This is a genomic window from Clostridium sp. 1001271st1 H5 (assembly GCF_005845215.1).
GTDB lineage: Bacteria > Bacillota > Clostridia > Lachnospirales > Lachnospiraceae > Enterocloster.
Map to the genome: position 1 here is coordinate 1 of NZ_SPHO01000007.1, position 20,736 is coordinate 20,736.

Here is a 20,736-nt window from a genome sequence, read left to right on the forward strand (position 1 = left end):
TAGACATAGCCACAAAATACGCTATTTCTTAAATTTTAAATTTCGTCACTTTGCCGATACTGATTTATGATACCTCTGAACAGTAACGGTGCCGCCTTATTTTCATCCTGATTCATTATATATCATCAGGACGGCGATTCATCCCCTCCGTATTTTATGGCATTCAGGAACGCATCCAGTGTATACTCCTTATCGAATTCATCCACGATGCTGTATTGCTGCTGATTCATCTTACTGTTGAAAAAATCCACCAGACTGGCCTCATCCCGGATAATGTGTTCTTCGACATAGGACCCCTCCCACTGGAACAGGTTCCGCTTGCCATTCCAGTGGGACACGCCGATTACCGTTTCATAGCTCTCGGATTTACCCGGCGCGCCTGAAATCCCGGATATACTCTCTCTTACTATTTCATTTCCAAACTCCGCGTTGACATAGGTTCCATTGACTTCACTGCAGTAATTCTCTATCTGCTGTTTTAATCCGGGGATGAATGTTTCTTCCCAGAACCTGTTAAATGCCTGGATTTCTTCCCTTTTTTTCCGGTTGAATAGATAATAACATGTAGACAATCGCTCTACCTCCATTGTGTCTCCAAACTCATATTGTCTTGTATATAATAAACTGTTTGCAAAAACTTTCTATATTATACCAAAATTCAGCCTGCAATGCCACTATAGATTTCATTGCCCATATGGTCCCTGTTTTATGCAATACAATCCTCTCTGTCCTAAACCTGCTTTCTGTTTTGCGCTGTCATGTTGGAACACCTTATGAATATACTGTTATAACCACTTTATCCGGGTAACAATGTGCAGACAATCACCGAACTGACTTTACATGATACTATGCTTTACGGGGACATACCGGTATTTACTTATCACATCAGGTTTCCATCCTTCTCAACCACCTGTGATTTGGCTGCCGCCCAAACAATAAACGCTTATTACAGGCATCTTGCAGGAAATATGGAACAGTATTGCCGTACCGTCCTCTATCCTCAGGCAGTTGAAAGCGCCGGGTATATCCCTGTCAACCGTCCTCCGTTTAACCCTTATACCCTGGATACGCATTATCAGATAACCTATAATTCCGGTTGTATTACCAGTCTTTATATGGATACCAGCACTTACATGGGCGGAGCCCACCAGGAGCTTAACCGGACATCGGACACATGGGATTTTAATACCGGCAGGCAACTGCAGCCGGATGATATCTTCCCTCCTGCTCCCGGCACTCAGGACCTGCTTCAGGACACAATAGAGAGGCAAATCACAGAACGGTTAAAAATAACTACAAGGAGGTAACCTGTCTTGCAATCCTGCGAATTCGCTCTTTCCGTATCCACCCTGGCCTGCTGCATCGCAGAAGGAAAGAGCCCGGAAGAAATCGCCCTTATCAGCTCCATTTTTATGCAATTGGGCGACACCCTGGCAACCATTGCCGCACATCAGGCACTGTGCTGTCCTCCAAAGGACACAGACAATCAGTCATCATCAACCGATGCCCATCGTCAAAAAAAGGACGGATGAGCCTTGCTCTCCCGTCCTTTTCCTGAATTATATGTCCGCTTTTATACTTTTACGTTCCAGGTGGGCCACAATATAGGTTCCTACCAAATCACCCAGACAGTTCATCATGGTATACACCATATCAATCAAAGCAAATATGCCGGAAATGATGCCTACCACCTCAAGAGGAAGGCCAAATGCATCTATAACAATTGCTATTGTCACAATTCCGCCACCCGGCACTCCGCCGGCTCCGGTGGTGAGGATGAGGGATATCAGTATTGCCTTAATCAGCATGTCCATGGTCACAGGCGCGCCAATGGCCTGCGCTGCAAACAGGAATGTAATTGCCAGCATCATGCCGTTTCCATCCTTATTTACCTGGGAACCAAGAGGGATGGTAAAACCGGATATGGATTTAGGTATATTCATATTGTCCGCACATTCAATTCCAACCGGCACACACGCAAGGCTGGAACTGGTTCCAAGAGCTGTCACCATTAAAGGAGACGCCTTCTTGAGAAACCAAAGCGGGTTGCATTTTCCAAAAATAGTAAGCAGGACGCCATATACTATGATTTGAATCAGCACACATACATAGGATGCTCCCAGATATTTTGCAAGAAATCCGCCCAGCTGTGCCCCATAGGTACCAACGGTACAGGCCATCAAAGCACAGATACCGATGGGAGCATAACCCATAATCATCCCAACCAGTTTATTAAACAGATTGGCAAGGCTGTCCACACCGCTCTTGAGAACCGCCCTGTCCTCTTTTTTCACAAACAGCATGGCCACTCCTACAAAGGCACTGAACACAACAATCTGGTCAAACTTGCCATTGGTAAGGGACGCAAAAATATTAGATGGAATCAGGCCTATTATGGTATCGCCAAAGGACGGTATGGTTTCAATAGCCTGGTCATATGTTCCCTGCAGCACAAATCCCCTGCCCGGCTGGAGAACGGTTCCCAGCATCAACCCTAAAACAATGGCAATAACCGTGGTAACGCAGTAATAAATCATTATTTTAATCCCTACCCTGCCGAAAATCTTCGGGTCGTCCAGGGATGAAATACCAGAAATAAGGTTCACTACAATCAGGGGCAGGGCCGCCATCTTTAAAAGATTTAAGAATACAGTGCCAAAGGGTTTAATGACATTAATGCGCTCTCCAAAAACAGCCCCCAGTATAATTCCTATCACCATAGCAACTAACAGTTTTGTCAATAACGGAATCTTCCTATACCTCTCCATCATACTCATACAGATACCCTCCTATCTGTTGATTCTGTTAACCTCATGCAACGCTGCTGATACTTTATCCATCTGTTCCTGTGTGTTGTAAAAGTCTATTCCTAACCGAATGTATCCCCCTCTCATGGTGCAGTGAATCTTATGCCTCTTTAATATGGCAATCACTTCCTCATCTGCGTGGGACGGATAGTAGACGCATACCACCCCTCCCCAATTCTTCTTGTCTGCTGCCTGGACAACGTGAAGGTCCAAATCTTCCAGCTGCCTCCGCAAATACGCCTCCAGCTGTCTGACATATTCGTCAATGTTCCCTATTCCCAGCTCCAGTATCAGTTCAATCCCCTTGTTAATTGCATTAATACAGTTGTAACTCAGGTTCCCGGATTCAAAACGTCTGGCGTTGGGGTGCCATTCCAGAAAGTCAAAATTGGTTGTTATGGCAGGCGGTGCCACATGGCTTACAACGCTTTGGTATGATGCATAGGGAGGAATGATATCCTTCACAATCCGGTGGGTGCAATACACGATTCCTGCGCCCAGTGTTCCCAGAAGACCTTTGTTGGTGCCCGCCACCATCCAGTCAATGTTCATGGCCTGAACATCTATATCCAGTCTCCCCAATGCCTGAATGCCGTCCACCATGAAAATCACGTTCTTCTCCCTGCAGGCCGCGCCCAGCTTGTGTAAATCGGCAAAAAAGCCTGTGCTGAACTGTACCGCGGATACCGTCAGTACCTTTGTATTTTCATCAATTGCTGCAATCATATCGTCTGCATTGATTTCGCCGTTCCTGCTCTTCACCACGTGCAGGTCCACCTTCTTACGCTGGTGCAGGTTTATCCACGGGAACAGATTGGCCTGATGTTCCTGGTCCGCAACTACTACATTGTCCCCTTCCTTAAAGGGGTAGCCATCTGCCAGTATGGATACGCCCTCACAGGTGTTCTTAACAAAAGCAATCTCCAGAGGGTCTGCCGCGTGAATTAACTGCGCCGCCTTTTCGCGCGTGTCCGCCACCATATCCCATGCTTTCGGTACAATGTCATCCCCATAATTGGCTATATAATCCTGCATAAAAGATTCATACGCTTTCTGAACCCTTAAGGGCGGCATCACAACCGAAGAAACATTCAAAAAAATATCCTCACCCAGAAAAGAAAACTCGCTCTCTATCAGCTCCCTGTTCAGCATCTGCCTTCCTCCTCCATCATTCGCTGGTATCATTCTGGTTTTGCCCGTCATTGATATAGTTGTAAATTGTATACCTTGATACATCATAGTATTTGGATACAATGGTGCTGGCATTTTTTATTTTAAATGCCCCCTTGTTATTTAAATACCGGATGCCCTCAATCTTCTGCTCCCGGTTCATCACTGCAACCGGTGTTCCTACATAATGAATGGATTCATTTATCAACGATACCAGCAAATCATCCACATTATTGTAAACAGTAGTCTCCACCTTTTCATCCTCTCCGGAGCCTACATAATTATTAAGAAATTTTCTGGCTATCATGGCGTCTGTTATGTCGCAGTTGACGCAGAGCGAACCTAATATTTTGCCCTGCTCGTCTTTCACATAGATGGTGCTGGATTTTAGATACCGCCCGTCCTTTGTCTGGGAAATATACCCAAACTTGCCGTCATCCGCCTCCTCCCCATGCATGATTTTTAATCCAATGGAGGTCCCGCTGTCGCCCACCTCTCTTTTTGTAACATTGCCATTGGAAATGGCCACAATGGTGTGGGAAAAATCTTTTTTATAATCATGCACAACGAACTCCACTGATTCCCCAAAATGCTTTCCTAATCCCTGGATTAAAACATCCAGTGCCGGTAATAATTCACTGATTTCCTTCAAAATTTCATCCTGCTTTCAATTTTCTATCTTTTTATTGCAATCACATCAATCTCCACCAATATGCCTCTGAGCTGGACACCAAATGTGCTTCTGGCCGGAAACGGTTCCGGTATCATGGCCCCATACACCTCATTCATATCATTAAAATAGGATATGTCTGATAAATATACGGTTGACCTGACTATGTCGGCCAAGGTGCACCCTGCTTCCCTGAGAACACTTTCTATGTTCCTGATGACCTGTTCTGTCTGGGCCTTAATCCCATCTTTCATTTCCCCGGTAATTGGGTCAACCGGCCTTTGCCCTGATACAAAGACAAATTGTCCGGTTTCAATGCCCTGGGAATACGGTCCGGCCGGCGGCGGCGCCTTCTTTGTCTGCAGTTGCGTTTTCTGTTCCATGGTAAACCCCCTTTTACATGAAAACATTGTACGTTTTGTTTCTGTTCCTATTATACACTAACTTTCAGATAATTACAATATTATTTTAAGTGTTCAACAAATATTTTATGTTTCTTTAAAATAAATGTTTAATCACAAAAAATCTGGCAGAGGACCAGCAATCCTCTGCCATAAATATGGTTATTATTTATTCATTTCCCTGCGCATCACAGCATCACCTTATACTTACAGCATCACTCTTAAAGCATAATTGTCTGCGACATCTTCTCCAGCAAAGCCAACACACTCCAGGCAGCCAGAGTTGAGGATTTGGCATTCCCCTCGCTTGGTTTTACAGCCACCTTAATCTCAATCTCCCCAAAATCCCCTTTCAGTCTGATATCATGGATATTGGTTTTAAGCCCCGGACAGCTGTTGATTTTGACTTTAGTCTCATCCACTCCAAGGGTCGCTACTGCCATTGAAACCGCAACATTTACATTCTTAGGGAATCCTTCAATGGCCTCCCTTGAACTGCCCTTAAAGACCAATTGCTCCTGATGTTCCGGCAAATCCGTTCCCCCAAGATAGGGAGCGCCATTGAGAGAATGGGGATTCTTTGTGGTTTGTATTTCAGCTTCATCCAATCCCCCGAAACGTACGGCCCTCATAAGGTCAAAACCGCCTATAGCTCCGCTTGCAACATGGAGCTTTGCCCCGGATTCAGAACCTGCCTGCTTTATATTTTCCATCAGGCCACTGTCGGCCAGCGCTCCCACAGAAAGAATAATCATATCAATGCCTGCTTTAAGAATATCACAGGCCATGCTTTCCACCACTTCTTTTGACGCCGCCTCAACCACATAGGCTGGTTTATATGCAATGATTTCTTCAGGAGACAGCGCCACACCAACCCCCAGCCGTTCTGCCAGCTTCTCCGCCCGGGACTGCTGCCCGTCAAAGACCGCAGCTATCTCATAGAATTTCCCCAGTTTATCCTTTATACCATCTGCGATAATTGACCCCAATACACCGCAGCCTATTATTACCACACTTTTTTTATCGGAACCCATAGCAACGTTTTTCCTCCCCTTCTAAGAATATTTCTTTAATCATACCGCAAATATTCGGAAAAGAAAAGTTGCTTTGTCTAAATCTGCTAAATCATACAATACACATTAAGCAGTACGGATATCACTGCGAACACACTCAATACGGAATAAAAAATCTTCATCCCCTTACTCTTCGTATTCCTGACAGAATATACCAAAAAGACAAACCATGCAGTATAGGCACAGATGGTAAACAAGGGATTTCGGATTAGGTACAATAGAATGAACAGGATATTGACTATTTTCATCCCGTCTTCTGAAAACAACTTCTTTTTTAATTTTTCCAGCATAGCTTCCTCCTTTCGGATTCCTGCCAGACAGCCGGTTCTGCTCCCTGTTTCTTTTTAATCACAATTTACCATCTGCAATATAGAGAGCCACATCATAAAATGATTTCACACTGTCTTCCGGTCCGTTCAGCAGACGTTTGTAAACCTTTGTAATGGGGGACATCTGGTTTTTGCCATCCTTCTTAAGAACTGGTATGCTGTCTTCTCCTGCCGCCCAGAAATACCCCCTAAGGGTCAAATATGTATCTAAAAGCGTCTGTCCGAGATAGACCCCGAAAATCACGGACAGATTCCACAGCTGACTGTCCGATGCCCTGTTTTCCCTGTACTCTTCATGGTAATACTGCAATATCTCCTCTAATGCCGCAATACTGTCTGCTGAAAAATCAAATGCTTTGTGAAAGGCTGCGCCATATTTAACCGCTGTATCACAAAACTTTTTATAGTCTGCTGCCGGTTTGCCGCAGTCCTCCATCGGTCATCCTCCTATCTTATTGCATAAATGTCCGAATCACCTGTATGCCTCCGGTTATATGCTGATTATATTCCTCAATCGTTTCCGCAGGTACCTATTATTCCTGGTGATAATGCATTCCTGTGTCTGGATTCTTCATTAAACTGGATTGTTTTCGTCATTCAGCCGTTTTAAAGCGCGCCTGGCAGTTCTCCGGTTCCAGCGCTTGCACTTCCTCCATCCGTTATGATTGACAGCCCAGCAGGCATATTTTCTGTCAAATTTATCTTCATATGACAATCGCTTCCAGAATCCCTTTCTCATAACATCTCCTTAATCAAATGGCTGTCCTTACAGCGCGCCGGCACAAGGAGAAAGAAGGGCTCATCATTCCCCCTTCTCCTTCAACATTTTTATAAACAATTCATCCCTGTTACTGCAAATCAATGTTCTGTTACAATCAACCAGATATACCCCTCCATTTTGAAATTCAGGATGGACTTTAATGGGGTCCGTCACGCACATCTGAAAAATGCCATTGGTTCCAAACGGCTCAATGGACTGCAGATATATCATATTATAGAGAGCTTCATCGCCATACTTCCCACCAACATAATATAAAATGGAATTCAAACCACTCCCGGCCGTGCCGTAACTGTCCACTTCCTTTTGAGTGATTTTTATCTCATGATAGTCTCCTCCATCATACCATCCTACAAACCATATATGACCATCCATATCCGCCACCTCACCCCATAATAATTATATCAGCGGATACATGGACTGTAAACAATCAATCATTATTTTATACCAGCCGCTTTCCGGGAAACGCATGAAAAAACAGCAGACATAGTCTTTCCTTTTGTTCAGCAAATCCCATCCTGCTTTTTCTTTAACTCACCATAGGCCTTTACCATGGAATTTGAATTCGATTGCAGGTCCTTAAAATACAATTGATTTAAGTTTCCCATGCCGTCATCATATGTAATCACGAATCGGACACCATCGTCTTCTTTCTTTTTGCCGGATGCGTAAATAATCCCTCCGAAGAGCGACAAAATCCCCCAAAGAAACATTTCGCCCAACGCCGACCGCTTGTACCTTAATCCTTTTACCTGGGCCTCCATGTTCCGAATCCGCTTGATGAAAAAGGTGAAGTGTACATTATATGTACCGTCAAAATTATCCTCCAGTATGTATAGATAGCGCACCGTCAATATAAGTTTACAGAAACAGTCCGGATACTGCGCGCTGGGCGGAACCAAACGCGCTGTAAGAACGGCAGCAACCTTCTCTCCCCTGTACTCTTTTATATGACCCATAGTCTCCTCTCTTTCCGTCAGCTGGTGTCCGGCATCCATAAATGCATCCGATAGAATCAGTCCCCCAGGTTAAATTCCTTCCATCTGATGTGCAAACCCATTCTTAGTAAATACTCCATTTATCTTCCCTTTAATTGCCACTATATTATACTGGTTTCCTCCAATCAGGCATATGCAAATCCGCCGTTATGGCTCTCCTTTGCCTCGTACAGGGCCTCATCGGCACATTTGACAAGAGCGGCGTAATTATCTCCGTTTTTAGCGATAACAGCTCCGGCTGATAAAGTGATGGGGGGCATGTTCCGGCGTTTGGCTTCTGTGGCAATGGTGTGGTTAATGTCATCTATGATTCTGCGGGCAACTGAATAGTCATCTGTCCTGGTGACAAATATGGCAAATTCATCCCCGTGAAGCCGTGAGGCCAGGTCAACGGTCCGGATACGTCCGACAATCATCTGCGCGCAGAGTTTGATAACCTCATCTCCTATCACATGTCCGTAATTATCATTGATTGACTTAAAATGGTCCCCGTCCAGCATGATAAGAATCCCTCGTTCATCCGAATCCATGATATCCAGATAGTCTGCAACATTCTGACGGAAGGATTTGAAATTCATCATACCGGTCAGGTCATCAATGGCAGCAGCCTTCTGGGCAGCAGCCAGGGCCAGCTCCAGACGTTTCTGGGTCTGTCCCAGTTCAACATAGGCTGCTTTCAGTTCACGGTTCTTAAGTTCCCTGGAAATACGGCTCAGAACATAGATAAGGAGCAGCTCCAGTACCAGTAACGGCAGAAGCCATACCTGAACCGTGGCTTTCAGCATGGAGAGAACCGGTACCAGCACAAGACAGTTATATTCACCGCCAGGCTGCAGATAGCCGTAGCAGGCCTTATTCCCCATGTGGACTGTGAGCACGGTTTGTTCCTGCTGCAGCAGCCGGTAAAGGCCGGCGCCCAATTGCCGGCGGAAGGAAAGAAAAGCAGACGCTGACTGTACCTGTTCTTCCAGCTTCTCACGCTCTGTATCCGTCACAGGTCCCGCATCCTGAAGGGCGGCCCGGGCCTCTTCCAAAAGGGCGCCGGCCTCTTCCAGGGAAACATAAAGGCTTCCTCCCAGATAATCCGGGTCAGCGCTTCCGATGATGGTGCCGTTGCTGTCAAAAATCATCATCTGCTCGCCGTCATAGGATGTCATGGAGGTTACCAGGCTCTGGATATCCCCCATTTTGATGTCATAGGCAAACACGGTTTCCCCGTCCGGCTGAAGCTGGGAAATCGTGGAGAGAATATAATGGTTGGCATAACTCATATAAGGCGGCGTGAAGACGATTTCTCCCCTGCCCGCCGCCGCGTCCTTATACCATGGACGTTCTGTGGCCACATAGCCGGTGTCCTCATAACTGGAATAGGGCGTGTCCCAGCTGTACAGGTAACGGCCCTGATAATACATATAAAGGCCGTCAAAGGTAGCGCCCTCAATCTCCAGCATTTTGGAATCAATGTCTTTCAGGTAGTCCCATATATCATCCGGCTCAGGATGGTCCTGGATTTCCTGAGACAGCATATGGGTGAACAGCTGAAAAGAATGAAGATAGCGGTCCATGACCTGGTCCAGCCGTTCCATGGTCTCCTGCCCGTGGGAGGCAAAGCATTCACTGATATGAAGAGTCTCCTTTCTGGCCAGCAGCAGGAGGGCTGCAAAATTGATAATCAAAAAAACCGCAGCATACCTGAATGCTTTATTCCACCTTTTAATCCCCGTTCCTGTCCCCTTCATCAACCTGTCCCCCTAATGTAAAATGACAATTTTCTGCCCTTAACACTATATTAGCACAAAAATGTGACCGTGTATATTGGCGAATCAAAGGTTTGCATATTTTTACAAATATCAGGAAAAACACTTTTTTTGAAAAAACAGTTGACACTTTCTTAAACCTGTGGTATCCTAATTGAGGTTCGGAAATGTTCCAAATCAAAGGGGAATAGTTCAATGGTAGAGCAGCGGTCTCCAAAACCGTAGATGGGGGTTCGAGCCCCTCTTCCCCTGCTGACTATTTTAACGAATAGCCCAACCCGAAGAGAGTCGAGAAATTCTTATTTTATAAGATTTCTGGGCTTTTTCTTTTTGTGTTTTTGCCGCCCTTTATACCAATCCCAATTTGAAAAAACGGGTGGCCGAGCACAGGACTCTACCACCCTTACCGTATCTTATCGCTTTATTGTACCCAGGCACCAGACCCATCAACATACCGGCCGTCCGGTGTCCATGTATCGGCATACATTGCGCCGTCTGTCCCTAAATAATACCATTTTCCATTGATGGCCTGCCAGCCGGTCAGCATGGCCCCGCTGCCATTCAGGTAATACCATACGCCGTCGAGCTTGAGCCACCCTGTCTGCATATACCCTGAACTATTAAAATGGTACCATATGCCATTAATTTGTTTCCAGCAGGATGATGGATATCCGCCAATATCGTAAGAATACCACCAACCGGTTCCATCCTGAATCCATCTTCCGCTTCCGCCGTAGTTGCCGATTTCGTCCTCGTCTATATAGAGTGAATCAGAATCGTTGGACCATTCTCCTGTTTTATTATTATAGTTCGCAATTGCACGGACACGGAACGTATAATCCCCTTCTTTGTTAATATATCCAGCAAAATTATAGGAAGTTCCGGTTGTACTGACCGTTGTCACGGTTTTCTCATCACGCAGTAACTTTACATCATAACTTTTGGCCCCTTCTATTTCATCCCATACCGCAGTAGTATCTTCCCATGTAACATTTGAGGCTCCCTCTAGCTTGCCGCCGATTCTCTTTAGTTCTGCATAGACTTCTATATAATCTCCGTTATCATAAATCTTGGCCTTTTTAAACTCCGCATTACATCCGCTCAACGAAAAATGGCTCTTAGATGTATAGGAAAACCGGTAGCCTGATTTGGCATACAATTCAATCTTTACTTCCGGCACATCGCCAACCGTCCAGGTATCCTGGTCTTCGGAATTCGTATATTCTGCAGATTCCACATAATATTCATTGCCCTCTGCGTGTACGGATATATCACCTATATCTTCACCGCTTTTTGGGGCTTCTCCATATGAAAAGGTTAGTTTTACCCTATCAATTTTTGTATCAGCCGCATAAGCTGTCATCCCCATCCCAACTGTCATAGCCGCAGCCACAATGAAACAAATAATCTTTTGTTTTTGCATTATTCTCCCCCTTATTGAACTATCTTCCATCGACTTGTTGATTTAATTATAATATGACAGTTTATATTATACTATTTAATATTTATTACAAGATTATTACAAAAAAATTGATAATACATGTGTCTCAATCCTATTGAATCCTTGTATAATACTCATACATAAATCCTGATACAATTCCGCCTTCTGTATATGAAATCATTTCATCCCCGGCCGCGTAATAATATGTGGCCTCCAAAATATTTCCATCGTAGGCAATTTGCAGGTCTTTGCCTGAAATCGGTTTTATATAATACGTTCCGTCTTCAGCCGGATACAGGTCGAATTCATATTGCAAAAACCTTTGATTTTTTTCAATCATCCACCATTCAATTTTCAAATTACCGTTTCCTTTTTTAGAAATAACTACTTCGCGTTCCGGGCTAGACCAAACACCACCCGCGGAATTGCCGTAATACTCTCTATTCCACCGGCCGATATATGTATTTTCATCCGTTTTGATTGACTCATTTCTTTTATTTCCCTGTGTTTGCACGTTCCCGTCTATAACCCATGCGCCATCCTGATTTACAGTATAACCGTCAGGTGTTATGGTATCCGTACAAAGATATCCCCTTTCATCAAAATAATATGACTCGGATACCCCATCCCCGTTGCCATCAATCCATTGCCAGCCATTTGAAGGAAAAGAACCATCATCGTTTTGGTACCACCATCCGGAAGTTTCTTGTATCCATTGTCCGGCAAAGGATGTGACGGCACTTCCGTATGTAATGGCAAATACAGTCATAAATACACAAAATATTTTTCTCATTTTTCTTCCCCCTGTGCGTTTGATAAATAAAGTATACCATTGTTTACAATCATTCACAATAAACATATATTTATAAAATGCTCCCGTTTTTATATTGTAACCTTTTTTATCGGGCTTCCCGCCTTAACAGCCTCTGGCATAGATTATAATTTAATTCTGCCCGCCTGTCTTATATAGGACTGACAGTATTCGTTTCAGGTATTTATTTTTATTATTGCTGAACCATATCATGGTAATTCCCTGCTTGTAATGATAACTGTCCGGCAGCTTATAGCTCATAATATTTTTATTATTTGCCAGATTAACATATGGACGAAGTAATGTTATATAGAGTCCTGTGGCCAGATAAATCGGTATGTCATCATAGGATTTTACGATTTCAATGCCCTTTGGGGTAAATGGCAGCAGATTAATCATTCTGTAGTCATTTTTTTCAATCAGGTATTTTGTGGTGACGATTGGATAATTTGCAAAATCCTCTATTGTCAGGCCGCTCTTATTTAGCGGACTGCTGACCGAGAAGAAAATCTGCGGTTCCGTTGAAGCGATTGTGTGAAGCTTAATATTGGGATTCGATATATTGGTATCGGATAAAATGAATCCAAGGTCAATGGAGCCGTCCAGGACTCCGTTCACAACCTCTGCGTTTTCACAGCATTGTAATTTCATGACCGCGGTGGGGATGTAATTCTCCCTTCTGAATAAGCGGAAGAATTCAGGTATAGACGAAGAAAAATCAATGCTCTGGCAAAATCCGATGCTGACCCGCTCCTGCTTGGACCGGCGGGAATCATTCAGCAGCAGCTCTATCTTGTCGTACAGTTCTGTCAGCTCCAGGTTAAGTAAGATGGCTCTCTGGGTTGGCATAATCCCCTTCTTTTGCCGCGAAAATAGTGGTTCCCCTATGATTTTCTCTAAGGCCGCTATATTTTTGCTGATGGTTGACTGGGTTGTGTAAGCCAGCTTTGCCGCCTGGGAAAAACTGGAACATTTCATGGCGATTTTAAAATACAGTATCTGCTGCAGACTAATGTTGTTCATGACTGCCGCTCCCCCTCCCTGCACCGTGATATTCGGCTGCGGTTTCCCGTATTTAACCGCAGTAATGGGTGCTGTACAATAAATCCATTCTATCAAAAACCATGTGTGCTGGCTATCGGAAAAGCATATAAAAAGCAAATAAAAATCATGTGAAAAATGAATGGTATGTATTCCGCTTTGGAATAAATAAAACCTGCATCCTGTATTATAATGTATGTAAATCAGGCCTGATTTATATAAAAATAAAAGACAAAATTACATCCGTTTTATTTGGAGATGCCTTTTTATGTATTCCAATAAAACAGAATTACAGGAGGTTATGCTGCGTATGAAAATAGTGAGTGTGGATGTATTTCTTTTGGACGGCGGTTCACCCGGGTGGAGGCCCATTGTCTGCCGTGTGAATACGGACCAGGGGGTGTCCGGTTACGGCGAGGCTTCTGTTGGTTTTGATACCGGGGCCTCAGCCTCATACAATATGATGAAAGAGGTTGCTCCGCTGGTCATAGGAATGGACCCCATGGCCACGGAGGCTGTCTGGAATAAGATGTATACACAGACCTTTTGGGCACAGGGCGGCGGCACCATTATGTTTTCTGCCATAAGCGCCATTGATATGGCATGCTGGGATATTAAAGCAAAGGCAGTGGATCTTCCGCTCTACAAGCTGCTGGGCGGCAAATGCCGTGAGAAATTACGCTCATATGCCAGCCAGCTGCAGTTTGGCTGGGGGAAAGGAATGGTGTTTGACCGGGGTTATAAAACAGAGGACTTAGTCGAACATTCCCTGAAAGCGGTTGATGAAGGCTTTGACGCCATTAAAATTAATTTTATTACATATGACGAAAAGGGAGGCCGCCTTGGATTTTTAAAGGGACCCATTATGCCCAGGACAAGGGCATTAATAGAGGAACGCGTGAAAGCGGTCCGGGATGCAGTAGGGGATTATGTGGATATCATTGTCGAAAACCATGCCAGGACCGATGGGGTGTCGGCTGTTGAAATGAGCGAAATCATTAAGCCCTACGGCATCATGTTTATGGAAGAGACCTGCACCCCCATGAATCTGCAGGTGCTTGAGACAGTCCGCAGCCGCTCTGCTGTATTGCAGGCAGGAGGCGAGCGGGTCTATGGAAAGTTTCATTATGCCAATCTGATAAAAAAAGATATATTTCAGATATACCAGCCTGATTTGGGGACATGCGGCGGTATAACGGAGGCAATGAAAATAGCAGCCATGGCAGATGCCGTTGATGCCGGTATACAGATTCATGTATGCGGAAGTCCAATTGCAATTGCAGCGTCTCTGCATGTGGAGACATCGCTTTCCAATTTTGTCATACATGAACATCATGTCACAAACAGAAGTGAAAACAATATACGCTTGGGTATTTACGATTACCAGCCGGATGACCGGGGTTTCTGCCATGTGCCTGAACTGCCCGGAATCGGCCAGGAATTATCAGGGTGGGCCATGGACCATGCATTACAAAAGGAGACAGTGAAAGGGGAATAAAGAACATGGGTGAAAGTGAAAACGGACTTAAAAGACAAATCGGTTTGTTTGGTGCAGTTGCTATCTTAGTGGGTGCTGTAATTGGTTCAGGTATCTTCATGACACCGGGAACCGTGGCTGCATCTGCAAAATCATTCGGACCATTTATGATTGCATGGATACTGGCAGGCGCCAGCGGTATTCTCTGCTCCCTGGTATATGCGGAATTGTCCCCTGCCATGCCGAAGGCAGGAGGACCCTATGTTTATATAACAGAGGCCTTTGGAAAGGGGTTTGGCTTTGTTTACGGGTGGTCCATGACCATCGGAAATTATATTCCTCTGGTTGCCATGCTGGCCACTGGCTTTGCAAGCAACCTTGCAAAATTAATACCCGGAATCACGCCCGTGGGCATTAAAATGGTTGCGTCAGCTGTTATTATTGCACTTATGATACTCAATATACGCGGGACAAAATTGGGTTCAGCCATTGCAAATATTTTTACGGTTGGAAAGCTTCTGGCCCTGCTTCTTGTAATCATAGGAGGTTTTTTCATTATATCACCAGAAAATTTCACCTCTGTGACAACAAGCTCCCAGACAGCGGAATGGAATGGGGTTCTGAGCGCTGCCTTTCCGGCCTTCCTGGCCTTTGGCGGTTATTATCAGCTGGCATATATGAGCGGGGACATTAAAGACCCCAAAAAGACACTTCCCAAAGCAATGATTATCGGCATGGTAATTGTAATTGCCATCAATATCCTGATTTCCGTTGTCTGCGTGGGAACCGTTGGTTTTGCAGAGCTGGCCGGAAGCGAGACGCCGGTTATAGATGCCGGCACCGCAATCTTCGGACCAGTGGGAACCATTATTGTTGCCATTGGCGCCAGTGTTTCGATTTTTGGGGCGCTGAACGGCGGTATTATGAGCTATCCGCGGGTATCGTATTCCATGAGCCAGAATGGGCTGATGTTTAAATCATTTGGCAAACTCCATGACAAATATAATACACCCTACATTCCTACCCTGTTTATCTGTCTGATTGCGCTGGTATTTGTCTGGACCGGTTCATTCGGCACCCTGTTGGGCATTAATGTATTTGCAGGCAGGATTCTGGAATGCATTGTCTGTTTGTCGCTTCTGGTTTTGAGAAAGAAAAAGCCGGACATGTCCCGCCCTCTTAAAATGCCGGGATATCCTGTTACTACCATCCTTGCCATTGTGATTACATTTATTATCTGTATGACATGCTCCGGGCTTCAGATGGTTAAGAGCATCGGGCTGATGGCAACCTCTGTTCCGGCTTATTTCATATTCCGGGCCTTGGATAAAAAGAAGGCTTAAAGACTCATTTACATGATTCCAATGGCCTCCCGCACATTGGACACACCAATCAGACGTATGCCCTCCGCGGGCTTGATTTTATCCGCGCATACCTTTGGCAGCACACAGGTGGTAAAGCCCAGCTTGGCAGCCTCATTTACACGCTGCCCGGCCTGGGACACGGCCCTGACCTCGCCGGACAGGCCCACCTCGCCGAATATAAGCATCTTTGAATCCACGGGCCGGTCCTTGTAGCTGGACATAAGGGCCATGATAATGGCCAGGTCCAGGGCCGGCTCGTTCATCTTCATGCCGCCTGCAATGTTCACATAGGCATCCAGCCGCGACATCTCGTAGCGGCAGCGCTTCTCCAGCACTGCCATCAGCAGGTTCACACGGTTGTAATCCGTACCGGCCGCCGTGCGCCTGGGCATACCGAAATTAGTTTCCGTCACCAGGGCCTGTACCTCTAAAAGGATGGGCCTGGTGCCCTCAAAGGAACAGGATACCACTGCGCCCGAGGCTTCCTCAGGACGGCCGTCCAGCATGTATTCGGACGGATTCTCCACCTCCGCCAGCCCCTGCTCCTGCATCTCAAACACACCTATCTCATTGGTAGAGCCGAACCGGTTCTTCACACTCCGCAGAATCCGGTAGGACGCATTCCTGTCTCCCTCAAAATAGAGCACCGTATCCACCATATGCTCCAATACCCTTGGGCCTGCCACCACGCCCTCCTTGGTCACATGTCCCACCACAAAAATGGCGATTTGGCGGCTCTTTGCAATCTGCATCAGGATTCCCGTGGACTCCCTTACCTGGCTGACGCTTCCGGGAGCCGAGGATATCTCCTCCCTGTACATGGTCTGGATGGAATCAATGACCACAATCCGGGGACTCTCAGTCTCAATCGCCCTCTCAATATGCTCCAGGCTTGTCTCGCACAGGAATTTCAGTTCCCCGGTCACGGGACCGATGCGGTTGGCCCTCATCTTAATCTGTTTCAGGGATTCCTCCCCTGAGATGTACAGGACCCGCTGTCCTGCTCCTGCCAGATGCCTGCACACCTGGAGCAGAAGGGTGGATTTTCCGATGCCGGGGTCTCCGCCCACCAACACCAGGGAACCTGCCACGATTCCGTCCCCCAGCACCCGGTCCAGTTCCCCAAAGCCGGTGGATACACGGTCCTGTTCCTCTATGTCAATCTCCGACAGCAGGGACGGCCTGGCTGCGGGAATCGCGGATTTCTGGCTTCCTGAGGCCAGGCGGCCTAACCCGCCCTGGCTGCCCGCAGACTTTGAAACCGGTTCCTCCACCATGGAATTCCATGCCTTGCAGGCAGGACACTGCCCCATCCATTTGGATGATTCATATCCGCATTCTTTACAGAAAAATGCAGTGGTTCTTGCTTTTGCCATGATAGCCTCCTAGTATTCATGTAGTTAAACATCGGAAAAAACTGACAGAAAAAGGCTGGAATCGCTTCCAGCCTGTATGATACTTTTGTTTTATGCTCTCTTTACAGCCTTAACCTGAACCGATACCCCTTCTTCCAGTTCCACGCTCACGCTGAGCTTGCCGCTCATGTTGGTCTTCATGCTGCCCACGGCCACACCGTCAACGTAAACCTCGTAATCCGTATCGTTCTCAAGCTGTATGGTAATCTGTGCATCCCTGCTGCCTTCCACCGCGAATTCCACGTCCTCATCCGTAACCTTAAAATGCTCTGCAGCTGTTCCGGGTACAGATTCATAAACAAACATGTCATTGCGCTCCAGTTTGGTAATCTCGTTGTAGGTCTTGACCTTGTACATGTCTCCCTGATATTCGAAATCGGACTTCTTAGCCTTCTGTCCTAACTTGTAATTGCCAAAACTAATGGTGCCATCCTGCTCTGTGCAGATTAACTCTTCAATGACCGGCATCTTCTTATCCTCCTGCTAATTGTGCTTAAGTATAACCTCTTCATAAAAATTATACAACAATTACCGAGAAATAACTAGTGAAAATATTCTTAATTTGTATAAACTGCCGGAGAAGCCCTTAAGCCTTGGGCGCCGCAGTATCCTTCTTCCTGCCGGAAGCGCGGCCGGCGCCGCCCTTGCCCCTGACGGCCTTGCTTTTATCCTCAGAGCCGTCCTTAGCTGCCGCGGGCTTTAAGGCCGCCTTTGCCCTGGTCCTGGCTGCCTTTTCCTTCACGGTGAAGGTAAGCTTTTCCCCGTCAAATCCCACTTCCACCTGGGAGCCGGCTTTGATGCGGCCATCCAGCATCTCCTCCGCCATCCGGTCCTCCACCAGGTTCTGTATGGTCCGTCTCAGAGGTCTTGCCCCGTATTTCTCATCATATCCCTTATCAATCAGGTGCTCCCTGGCGCTGTCCGCAACCTCCAGTCCAATGCCCAGCTGTTCCTTGCAGCGCTTGCCGATGGTGCCCAGCATAATGTCTGCGATTCCCTTGATATGTTCCCTTGTAAGCTGGTGGAACACGATGATTTCGTCAATACGGTTTAAAAACTCCGGCTTGAAGAGCCGTTTCACCTCATCCATGACACGGTCCTTCATAAAGGTATAATCCGCCTTGGCATCGCTCACCATGCCGAATCCCAGACGCTTGGGGGAAATGATGTTCTCCGCCCCTGCATTGGAGGTCATGATGATGATGGTATTCTTAAAGTCAATCTTGCGCCCCTGGGCATCTGTGATATGACCGTCGTCCAGTACCTGCAGCAGGATGTTGAACACATCCGGATGCGCCTTTTCTATCTCATCGAACAGGATGACGCAGTAGGGATTGCGGCGGACCTTTTCACTGAGCTGCCCTCCCTCATCATATCCCACATATCCTGGCGGCGACCCTATCATTTTGGACACGCTGTGCTTTTCCATGTATTCGGACATATCCACGCGAATCAGGGCGTTCTCCGTACCGAACATGGCCTCTGACAATGCCTTGGACAGCTCTGTCTTTCCCACGCCCGTGGGTCCCAGGAACAGGAAGGAGCCGATGGGGCGCTTGGGGTCCTTAAGGCCCACCCTGCCTCTGCGGATGGCCTTGGAAATGGCGGTAACCGCCTCCTCCTGGCCCACCACCCTCTGGTGCAGGATGCCTTCCAGGTTCCTAAGACGCTCTGATTCCTCCTCAGCCAGCTTCCTGACCGGGATTCTGGTCCAGCCGGATACCACGTCCGCAATCTCGTTGTCACTGACAACCAGCTTTCTGGTTTCCTTGTCCTTCTGCCATTTTTCCATGGTCTGGGTTATCTTCTCCCGTATTTTCTCCTGCTTCTTCTTTATCTCTCCCGCCTTCTCGTAGGCCTCCTTCTTGATGGCCTCCTCCTTGGCTTCCTCCAGGCCGTCAATCTCAGCCTCGTATTCCTTAATTCTGGCCGGCTTTGTGTAGTTTTGAAGGCGTACCTTGGAAGCGGCCTCGTCGATAAGGTCAATGGCCTTATCCGGCAGGAACCTGTCGTTGATATAACGGCTGGACAGCTTTACTGCCGCCTCCAGGGCGCCGTCCGTAATTTCCACCTTGTGATGCTCCTCATAGCGGCTCCTCAGCCCCTTAAGGATGGCCACGGACTCTTCCTCTGTGGGTTCATCCACGGTCACCGGCTGGAAACGGCGTTCCAGGGCAGAATCCTTTTCAATATATTTGCGGTATTCATTGATGGTGGTGGCTCCAATCAGCTGTATCTCACCTCTGGCCAGGGATGGCTTTAATATATTGGACGCATCCAGGGCGCCCTCCGCACCGCCTGCACCGATGATGGTGTGTATCTCGTCAATAAACAGCAGCACATCGCCGGATTCCACCACCTCGGCAATCACCTTCTTGATGCGCTCCTCAAACTCACCCCTGTATTTGGAGCCTGCCACCATGCCGGACAAATCCAGGGTCACCACTCTTTTATCCGCAATGGTTTCAGGCACATTGCCGGATGCAATCATCTGGGCCAGCCCCTCTACCACCGCTGTTTTGCCCACGCCGGGTTCACCAATCAGACATGGGTTATTCTTGGTGCGCCGGCTCAGAATCTGTATCACACGCTGAATCTCCTGCTCCCTTCCTATGACAGGGTCCAGTTTCCCCGCGGATGCCAGCTGGGTCAGGTTCCTGCTGTAGCTGTCCAGGGTAGGTGTTGCATTGCCCCGTTTCCCTGCCCTGGCTCCCTGCAGGTCATCCTTTGCAGCAGGGGCGTCCTCACCCATGGCTGCCAGTAGGTCGATGTATAGCTTCTGTATATTGACTCCAATGGTGTTGAGAAGACGGCTGGCCACACAATCCCCTTCCCTCAGCATGGCAATCAGGATGTGCTCTGTTCCTATCTGGGCAGCCTTAAAACGTACCGCCTCCCTGTAGCTGTTCTCTATGACCCTGCGGGCCCTGGGGGTATATGCTGTCCTGTCTGCGGTCTGTACCGTTGGATTGGGTGCAATGAGCTGGCTGACCAGTTCAATGACGCGGTCCTCCTCCACCCCGTTTTCCTCCAGTACCTTGGCCGCCACTCCGGTCCCTTCCTGCAGCAGGCCGATGAGCAGATGCTCCGTGCCCACGTATCCATGGTTCAGAGTCTCCGCCACGCCCACTGCCAGCCCAAGCGCTTCCTGGGCCTGTGGTGTATATCGTTCCATCATAATGTCATGTCCTCCTTGCAAGTGTG

General features: G+C 47.0%; 21 protein-coding genes and 1 tRNA gene. 5 read left to right on the top strand and 17 right to left on the bottom strand.

All coding sequences use genetic code 11. The annotated features are described in order from the left end of the window. Window positions 1–125: 125 nt before the first annotated feature. A complete protein-coding gene (locus FGS84_RS12085) occupies window positions 126–572 on the bottom strand; it encodes a hypothetical protein (protein ID WP_138308553.1) in 447 nt (148 codons plus the stop codon). A 276-nt stretch (window positions 573–848) separates the two neighbouring features. Between FGS84_RS12085 and FGS84_RS12090 the strand changes: the two genes are divergently transcribed. After that, the gene (locus tag FGS84_RS12090) at window positions 849–1,307 is read left to right on the top strand and encodes a DUF4163 domain-containing protein (RefSeq protein ID WP_207739908.1); all 459 of its coding nucleotides are present in this window, start codon (window positions 849–851) and stop codon (window positions 1,305–1,307) included. Window positions 1,308–1,313: 6 nt separating this feature from the next. Continuing rightward, window positions 1,314–1,532: a DUF6774 domain-containing protein gene (locus FGS84_RS12095; RefSeq protein ID WP_138308557.1), complete on the top strand. Its 219-nt coding sequence runs from the start codon at window positions 1,314–1,316 to the stop codon at window positions 1,530–1,532. Between the two features lie 27 nt (window positions 1,533–1,559). On the opposite strand, the gene FGS84_RS12100 is transcribed toward FGS84_RS12095, so the two are convergent. The 10 genes from FGS84_RS12100 to FGS84_RS12145 all read right to left on the bottom strand — a co-directional run bounded on the left by FGS84_RS12100 (window position 1,560) and on the right by FGS84_RS12145 (window position 9,965). Next, on the bottom strand, window positions 1,560–2,777 hold the full coding sequence (locus tag FGS84_RS12100; protein ID WP_138308559.1) for a dicarboxylate/amino acid:cation symporter: 1,218 nt from the start codon (window positions 2,775–2,777) through the stop codon (window positions 1,560–1,562). Between the two features lie 12 nt (window positions 2,778–2,789). Continuing rightward, a complete protein-coding gene (locus FGS84_RS12105) occupies window positions 2,790–3,959 on the bottom strand; it encodes an aminotransferase class V-fold PLP-dependent enzyme (protein WP_138308561.1) in 1,170 nt (389 codons plus the stop codon). A 16-nt stretch (window positions 3,960–3,975) separates the two neighbouring features. Then, a complete protein-coding gene (locus FGS84_RS12110; protein WP_138308562.1) occupies window positions 3,976–4,629 on the bottom strand; it encodes a PAS domain-containing protein in 654 nt (217 codons plus the stop codon). Window positions 4,630–4,652: 23 nt separating this feature from the next. Continuing rightward, complete coding sequence (locus FGS84_RS12115; protein ID WP_138308564.1) at window positions 4,653–5,030, bottom strand: Rid family detoxifying hydrolase; 378 nt, start codon at window positions 5,028–5,030, stop codon at window positions 4,653–4,655. A gap of 239 nt (window positions 5,031–5,269) precedes the next feature. After that, on the bottom strand, window positions 5,270–6,082 hold the full coding sequence (locus FGS84_RS12120) for an aspartate dehydrogenase (protein WP_138308566.1): 813 nt from the start codon (window positions 6,080–6,082) through the stop codon (window positions 5,270–5,272). 86 nt (window positions 6,083–6,168) lie between these two features. Further along, window positions 6,169–6,411 carry a hypothetical protein gene (locus tag FGS84_RS12125; protein ID WP_138308569.1) on the bottom strand — a complete coding sequence of 81 codons (243 nt, stop codon included), beginning with the start codon at window positions 6,409–6,411 and terminating at the stop codon, window positions 6,169–6,171. 58 nt (window positions 6,412–6,469) lie between these two features. After that, window positions 6,470–6,886, bottom strand: coding sequence for a hypothetical protein (locus tag FGS84_RS12130; protein WP_138308571.1), 417 nt, complete (start codon window positions 6,884–6,886; stop codon window positions 6,470–6,472). Window positions 6,887–7,252: 366 nt separating this feature from the next. Beyond that, window positions 7,253–7,603 (bottom strand): hypothetical protein, encoded by a 351-nt coding sequence (locus FGS84_RS12135; protein ID WP_138308573.1) that lies wholly within the window; start codon window positions 7,601–7,603, stop codon window positions 7,253–7,255. A 128-nt stretch (window positions 7,604–7,731) separates the two neighbouring features. Then, window positions 7,732–8,187, bottom strand: a complete 456-nt coding sequence (locus FGS84_RS12140; RefSeq protein WP_138308575.1) for a hypothetical protein — start codon at window positions 8,185–8,187, stop codon at window positions 7,732–7,734. 164 nt (window positions 8,188–8,351) lie between these two features. Then, entirely contained in the window at window positions 8,352–9,965 is a 1,614-nt protein-coding gene (locus FGS84_RS12145; RefSeq protein ID WP_138308577.1) for a sensor domain-containing diguanylate cyclase, read from the bottom strand. Window positions 9,966–10,164: 199 nt separating this feature from the next. Here FGS84_RS12145 and FGS84_RS12150 point away from each other — a divergent pair. After that, a tRNA-Trp gene (locus FGS84_RS12150) sits at window positions 10,165–10,235 on the top strand. 169 nt (window positions 10,236–10,404) lie between these two features. On the opposite strand, the gene FGS84_RS12155 is transcribed toward FGS84_RS12150, so the two are convergent. The 3 genes from FGS84_RS12155 to FGS84_RS12165 all read right to left on the bottom strand — a co-directional run bounded on the left by FGS84_RS12155 (window position 10,405) and on the right by FGS84_RS12165 (window position 13,258). Next, window positions 10,405–11,406 (bottom strand): N-acetylmuramoyl-L-alanine amidase family protein, encoded by a 1,002-nt coding sequence (locus tag FGS84_RS12155; RefSeq protein ID WP_138308579.1) that lies wholly within the window; start codon window positions 11,404–11,406, stop codon window positions 10,405–10,407. A gap of 130 nt (window positions 11,407–11,536) precedes the next feature. Further along, window positions 11,537–12,274: a hypothetical protein gene (locus FGS84_RS12160; protein ID WP_207671119.1), complete on the bottom strand. Its 738-nt coding sequence runs from the start codon at window positions 12,272–12,274 to the stop codon at window positions 11,537–11,539. Window positions 12,275–12,367: 93 nt separating this feature from the next. Then, window positions 12,368–13,258 carry a LysR family transcriptional regulator gene (locus tag FGS84_RS12165; RefSeq protein ID WP_138308583.1) on the bottom strand — a complete coding sequence of 297 codons (891 nt, stop codon included), beginning with the start codon at window positions 13,256–13,258 and terminating at the stop codon, window positions 12,368–12,370. A 328-nt stretch (window positions 13,259–13,586) separates the two neighbouring features. Here FGS84_RS12165 and FGS84_RS12170 point away from each other — a divergent pair, with 328 nt between their 5' ends. Then, entirely contained in the window at window positions 13,587–14,774 is a 1,188-nt protein-coding gene (locus tag FGS84_RS12170) for a mandelate racemase/muconate lactonizing enzyme family protein (RefSeq protein WP_138308586.1), read from the top strand. A gap of 5 nt (window positions 14,775–14,779) precedes the next feature. Next, window positions 14,780–16,096 (top strand): amino acid permease, encoded by a 1,317-nt coding sequence (locus FGS84_RS12175; RefSeq protein WP_138308589.1) that lies wholly within the window; start codon window positions 14,780–14,782, stop codon window positions 16,094–16,096. An 8-nt stretch (window positions 16,097–16,104) separates the two neighbouring features. Here FGS84_RS12175 and radA read toward each other — a convergent pair whose 3' ends face one another. From radA to FGS84_RS12190, 3 genes are all read right to left on the bottom strand, one after another. Next, the gene (gene radA / locus FGS84_RS12180) at window positions 16,105–17,493 is read right to left on the bottom strand and encodes a DNA repair protein RadA (protein WP_138308591.1); all 1,389 of its coding nucleotides are present in this window, start codon (window positions 17,491–17,493) and stop codon (window positions 16,105–16,107) included. Between the two features lie 90 nt (window positions 17,494–17,583). After that, the gene (locus FGS84_RS12185; RefSeq protein WP_138308594.1) at window positions 17,584–18,000 is read right to left on the bottom strand and encodes an endosialidase; all 417 of its coding nucleotides are present in this window, start codon (window positions 17,998–18,000) and stop codon (window positions 17,584–17,586) included. Window positions 18,001–18,118: 118 nt separating this feature from the next. Further along, window positions 18,119–20,710: an ATP-dependent Clp protease ATP-binding subunit gene (locus tag FGS84_RS12190; protein ID WP_138308597.1), complete on the bottom strand. Its 2,592-nt coding sequence runs from the start codon at window positions 20,708–20,710 to the stop codon at window positions 18,119–18,121. Window positions 20,711–20,736: the final 26 nt, after the last annotated feature.

Bases quoted from the DNA above. Each gene is read 5' to 3' on its own strand.
- FGS84_RS12135 (WP_138308573.1), bottom strand. From the start codon at position 7,603: ATGGATGGTCATATATGGTTTGTAGGATGGTATGATGGAGGAGACTAT.
- FGS84_RS12190 (WP_138308597.1), bottom strand. From the start codon at position 20,710: ATGATGGAACGATATACACCACAGGCCCAGGAAGCGCTTGGGCTGGCA.
- FGS84_RS12145 (WP_138308577.1), bottom strand. From the start codon at position 9,965: ATGAAGGGGACAGGAACGGGGATTAAAAGGTGGAATAAAGCATTCAGG.
- FGS84_RS12115 (WP_138308564.1), bottom strand. From the start codon at position 5,030: ATGGAACAGAAAACGCAACTGCAGACAAAGAAGGCGCCGCCGCCGGCC.
- FGS84_RS12105 (WP_138308561.1), bottom strand. From the start codon at position 3,959: ATGCTGAACAGGGAGCTGATAGAGAGCGAGTTTTCTTTTCTGGGTGAG.
- FGS84_RS12140 (WP_138308575.1), bottom strand. From the start codon at position 8,187: ATGGGTCATATAAAAGAGTACAGGGGAGAGAAGGTTGCTGCCGTTCTT.
- FGS84_RS12170 (WP_138308586.1), top strand. From the start codon at position 13,587: ATGAAAATAGTGAGTGTGGATGTATTTCTTTTGGACGGCGGTTCACCC.
- FGS84_RS12125 (WP_138308569.1), bottom strand. From the start codon at position 6,411: ATGCTGGAAAAATTAAAAAAGAAGTTGTTTTCAGAAGACGGGATGAAA.
- FGS84_RS12090 (WP_207739908.1), top strand. From the start codon at position 849: ATGCTTTACGGGGACATACCGGTATTTACTTATCACATCAGGTTTCCA.
- FGS84_RS12100 (WP_138308559.1), bottom strand. From the start codon at position 2,777: ATGAGTATGATGGAGAGGTATAGGAAGATTCCGTTATTGACAAAACTG.
- FGS84_RS12185 (WP_138308594.1), bottom strand. From the start codon at position 18,000: ATGCCGGTCATTGAAGAGTTAATCTGCACAGAGCAGGATGGCACCATT.
- FGS84_RS12130 (WP_138308571.1), bottom strand. From the start codon at position 6,886: ATGGAGGACTGCGGCAAACCGGCAGCAGACTATAAAAAGTTTTGTGAT.
- FGS84_RS12155 (WP_138308579.1), bottom strand. From the start codon at position 11,406: ATGCAAAAACAAAAGATTATTTGTTTCATTGTGGCTGCGGCTATGACA.
- FGS84_RS12120 (WP_138308566.1), bottom strand. From the start codon at position 6,082: ATGGGTTCCGATAAAAAAAGTGTGGTAATAATAGGCTGCGGTGTATTG.
- FGS84_RS12175 (WP_138308589.1), top strand. From the start codon at position 14,780: ATGGGTGAAAGTGAAAACGGACTTAAAAGACAAATCGGTTTGTTTGGT.
- radA (WP_138308591.1), bottom strand. From the start codon at position 17,493: ATGGCAAAAGCAAGAACCACTGCATTTTTCTGTAAAGAATGCGGATAT.
- FGS84_RS12165 (WP_138308583.1), bottom strand. From the start codon at position 13,258: ATGAACAACATTAGTCTGCAGCAGATACTGTATTTTAAAATCGCCATG.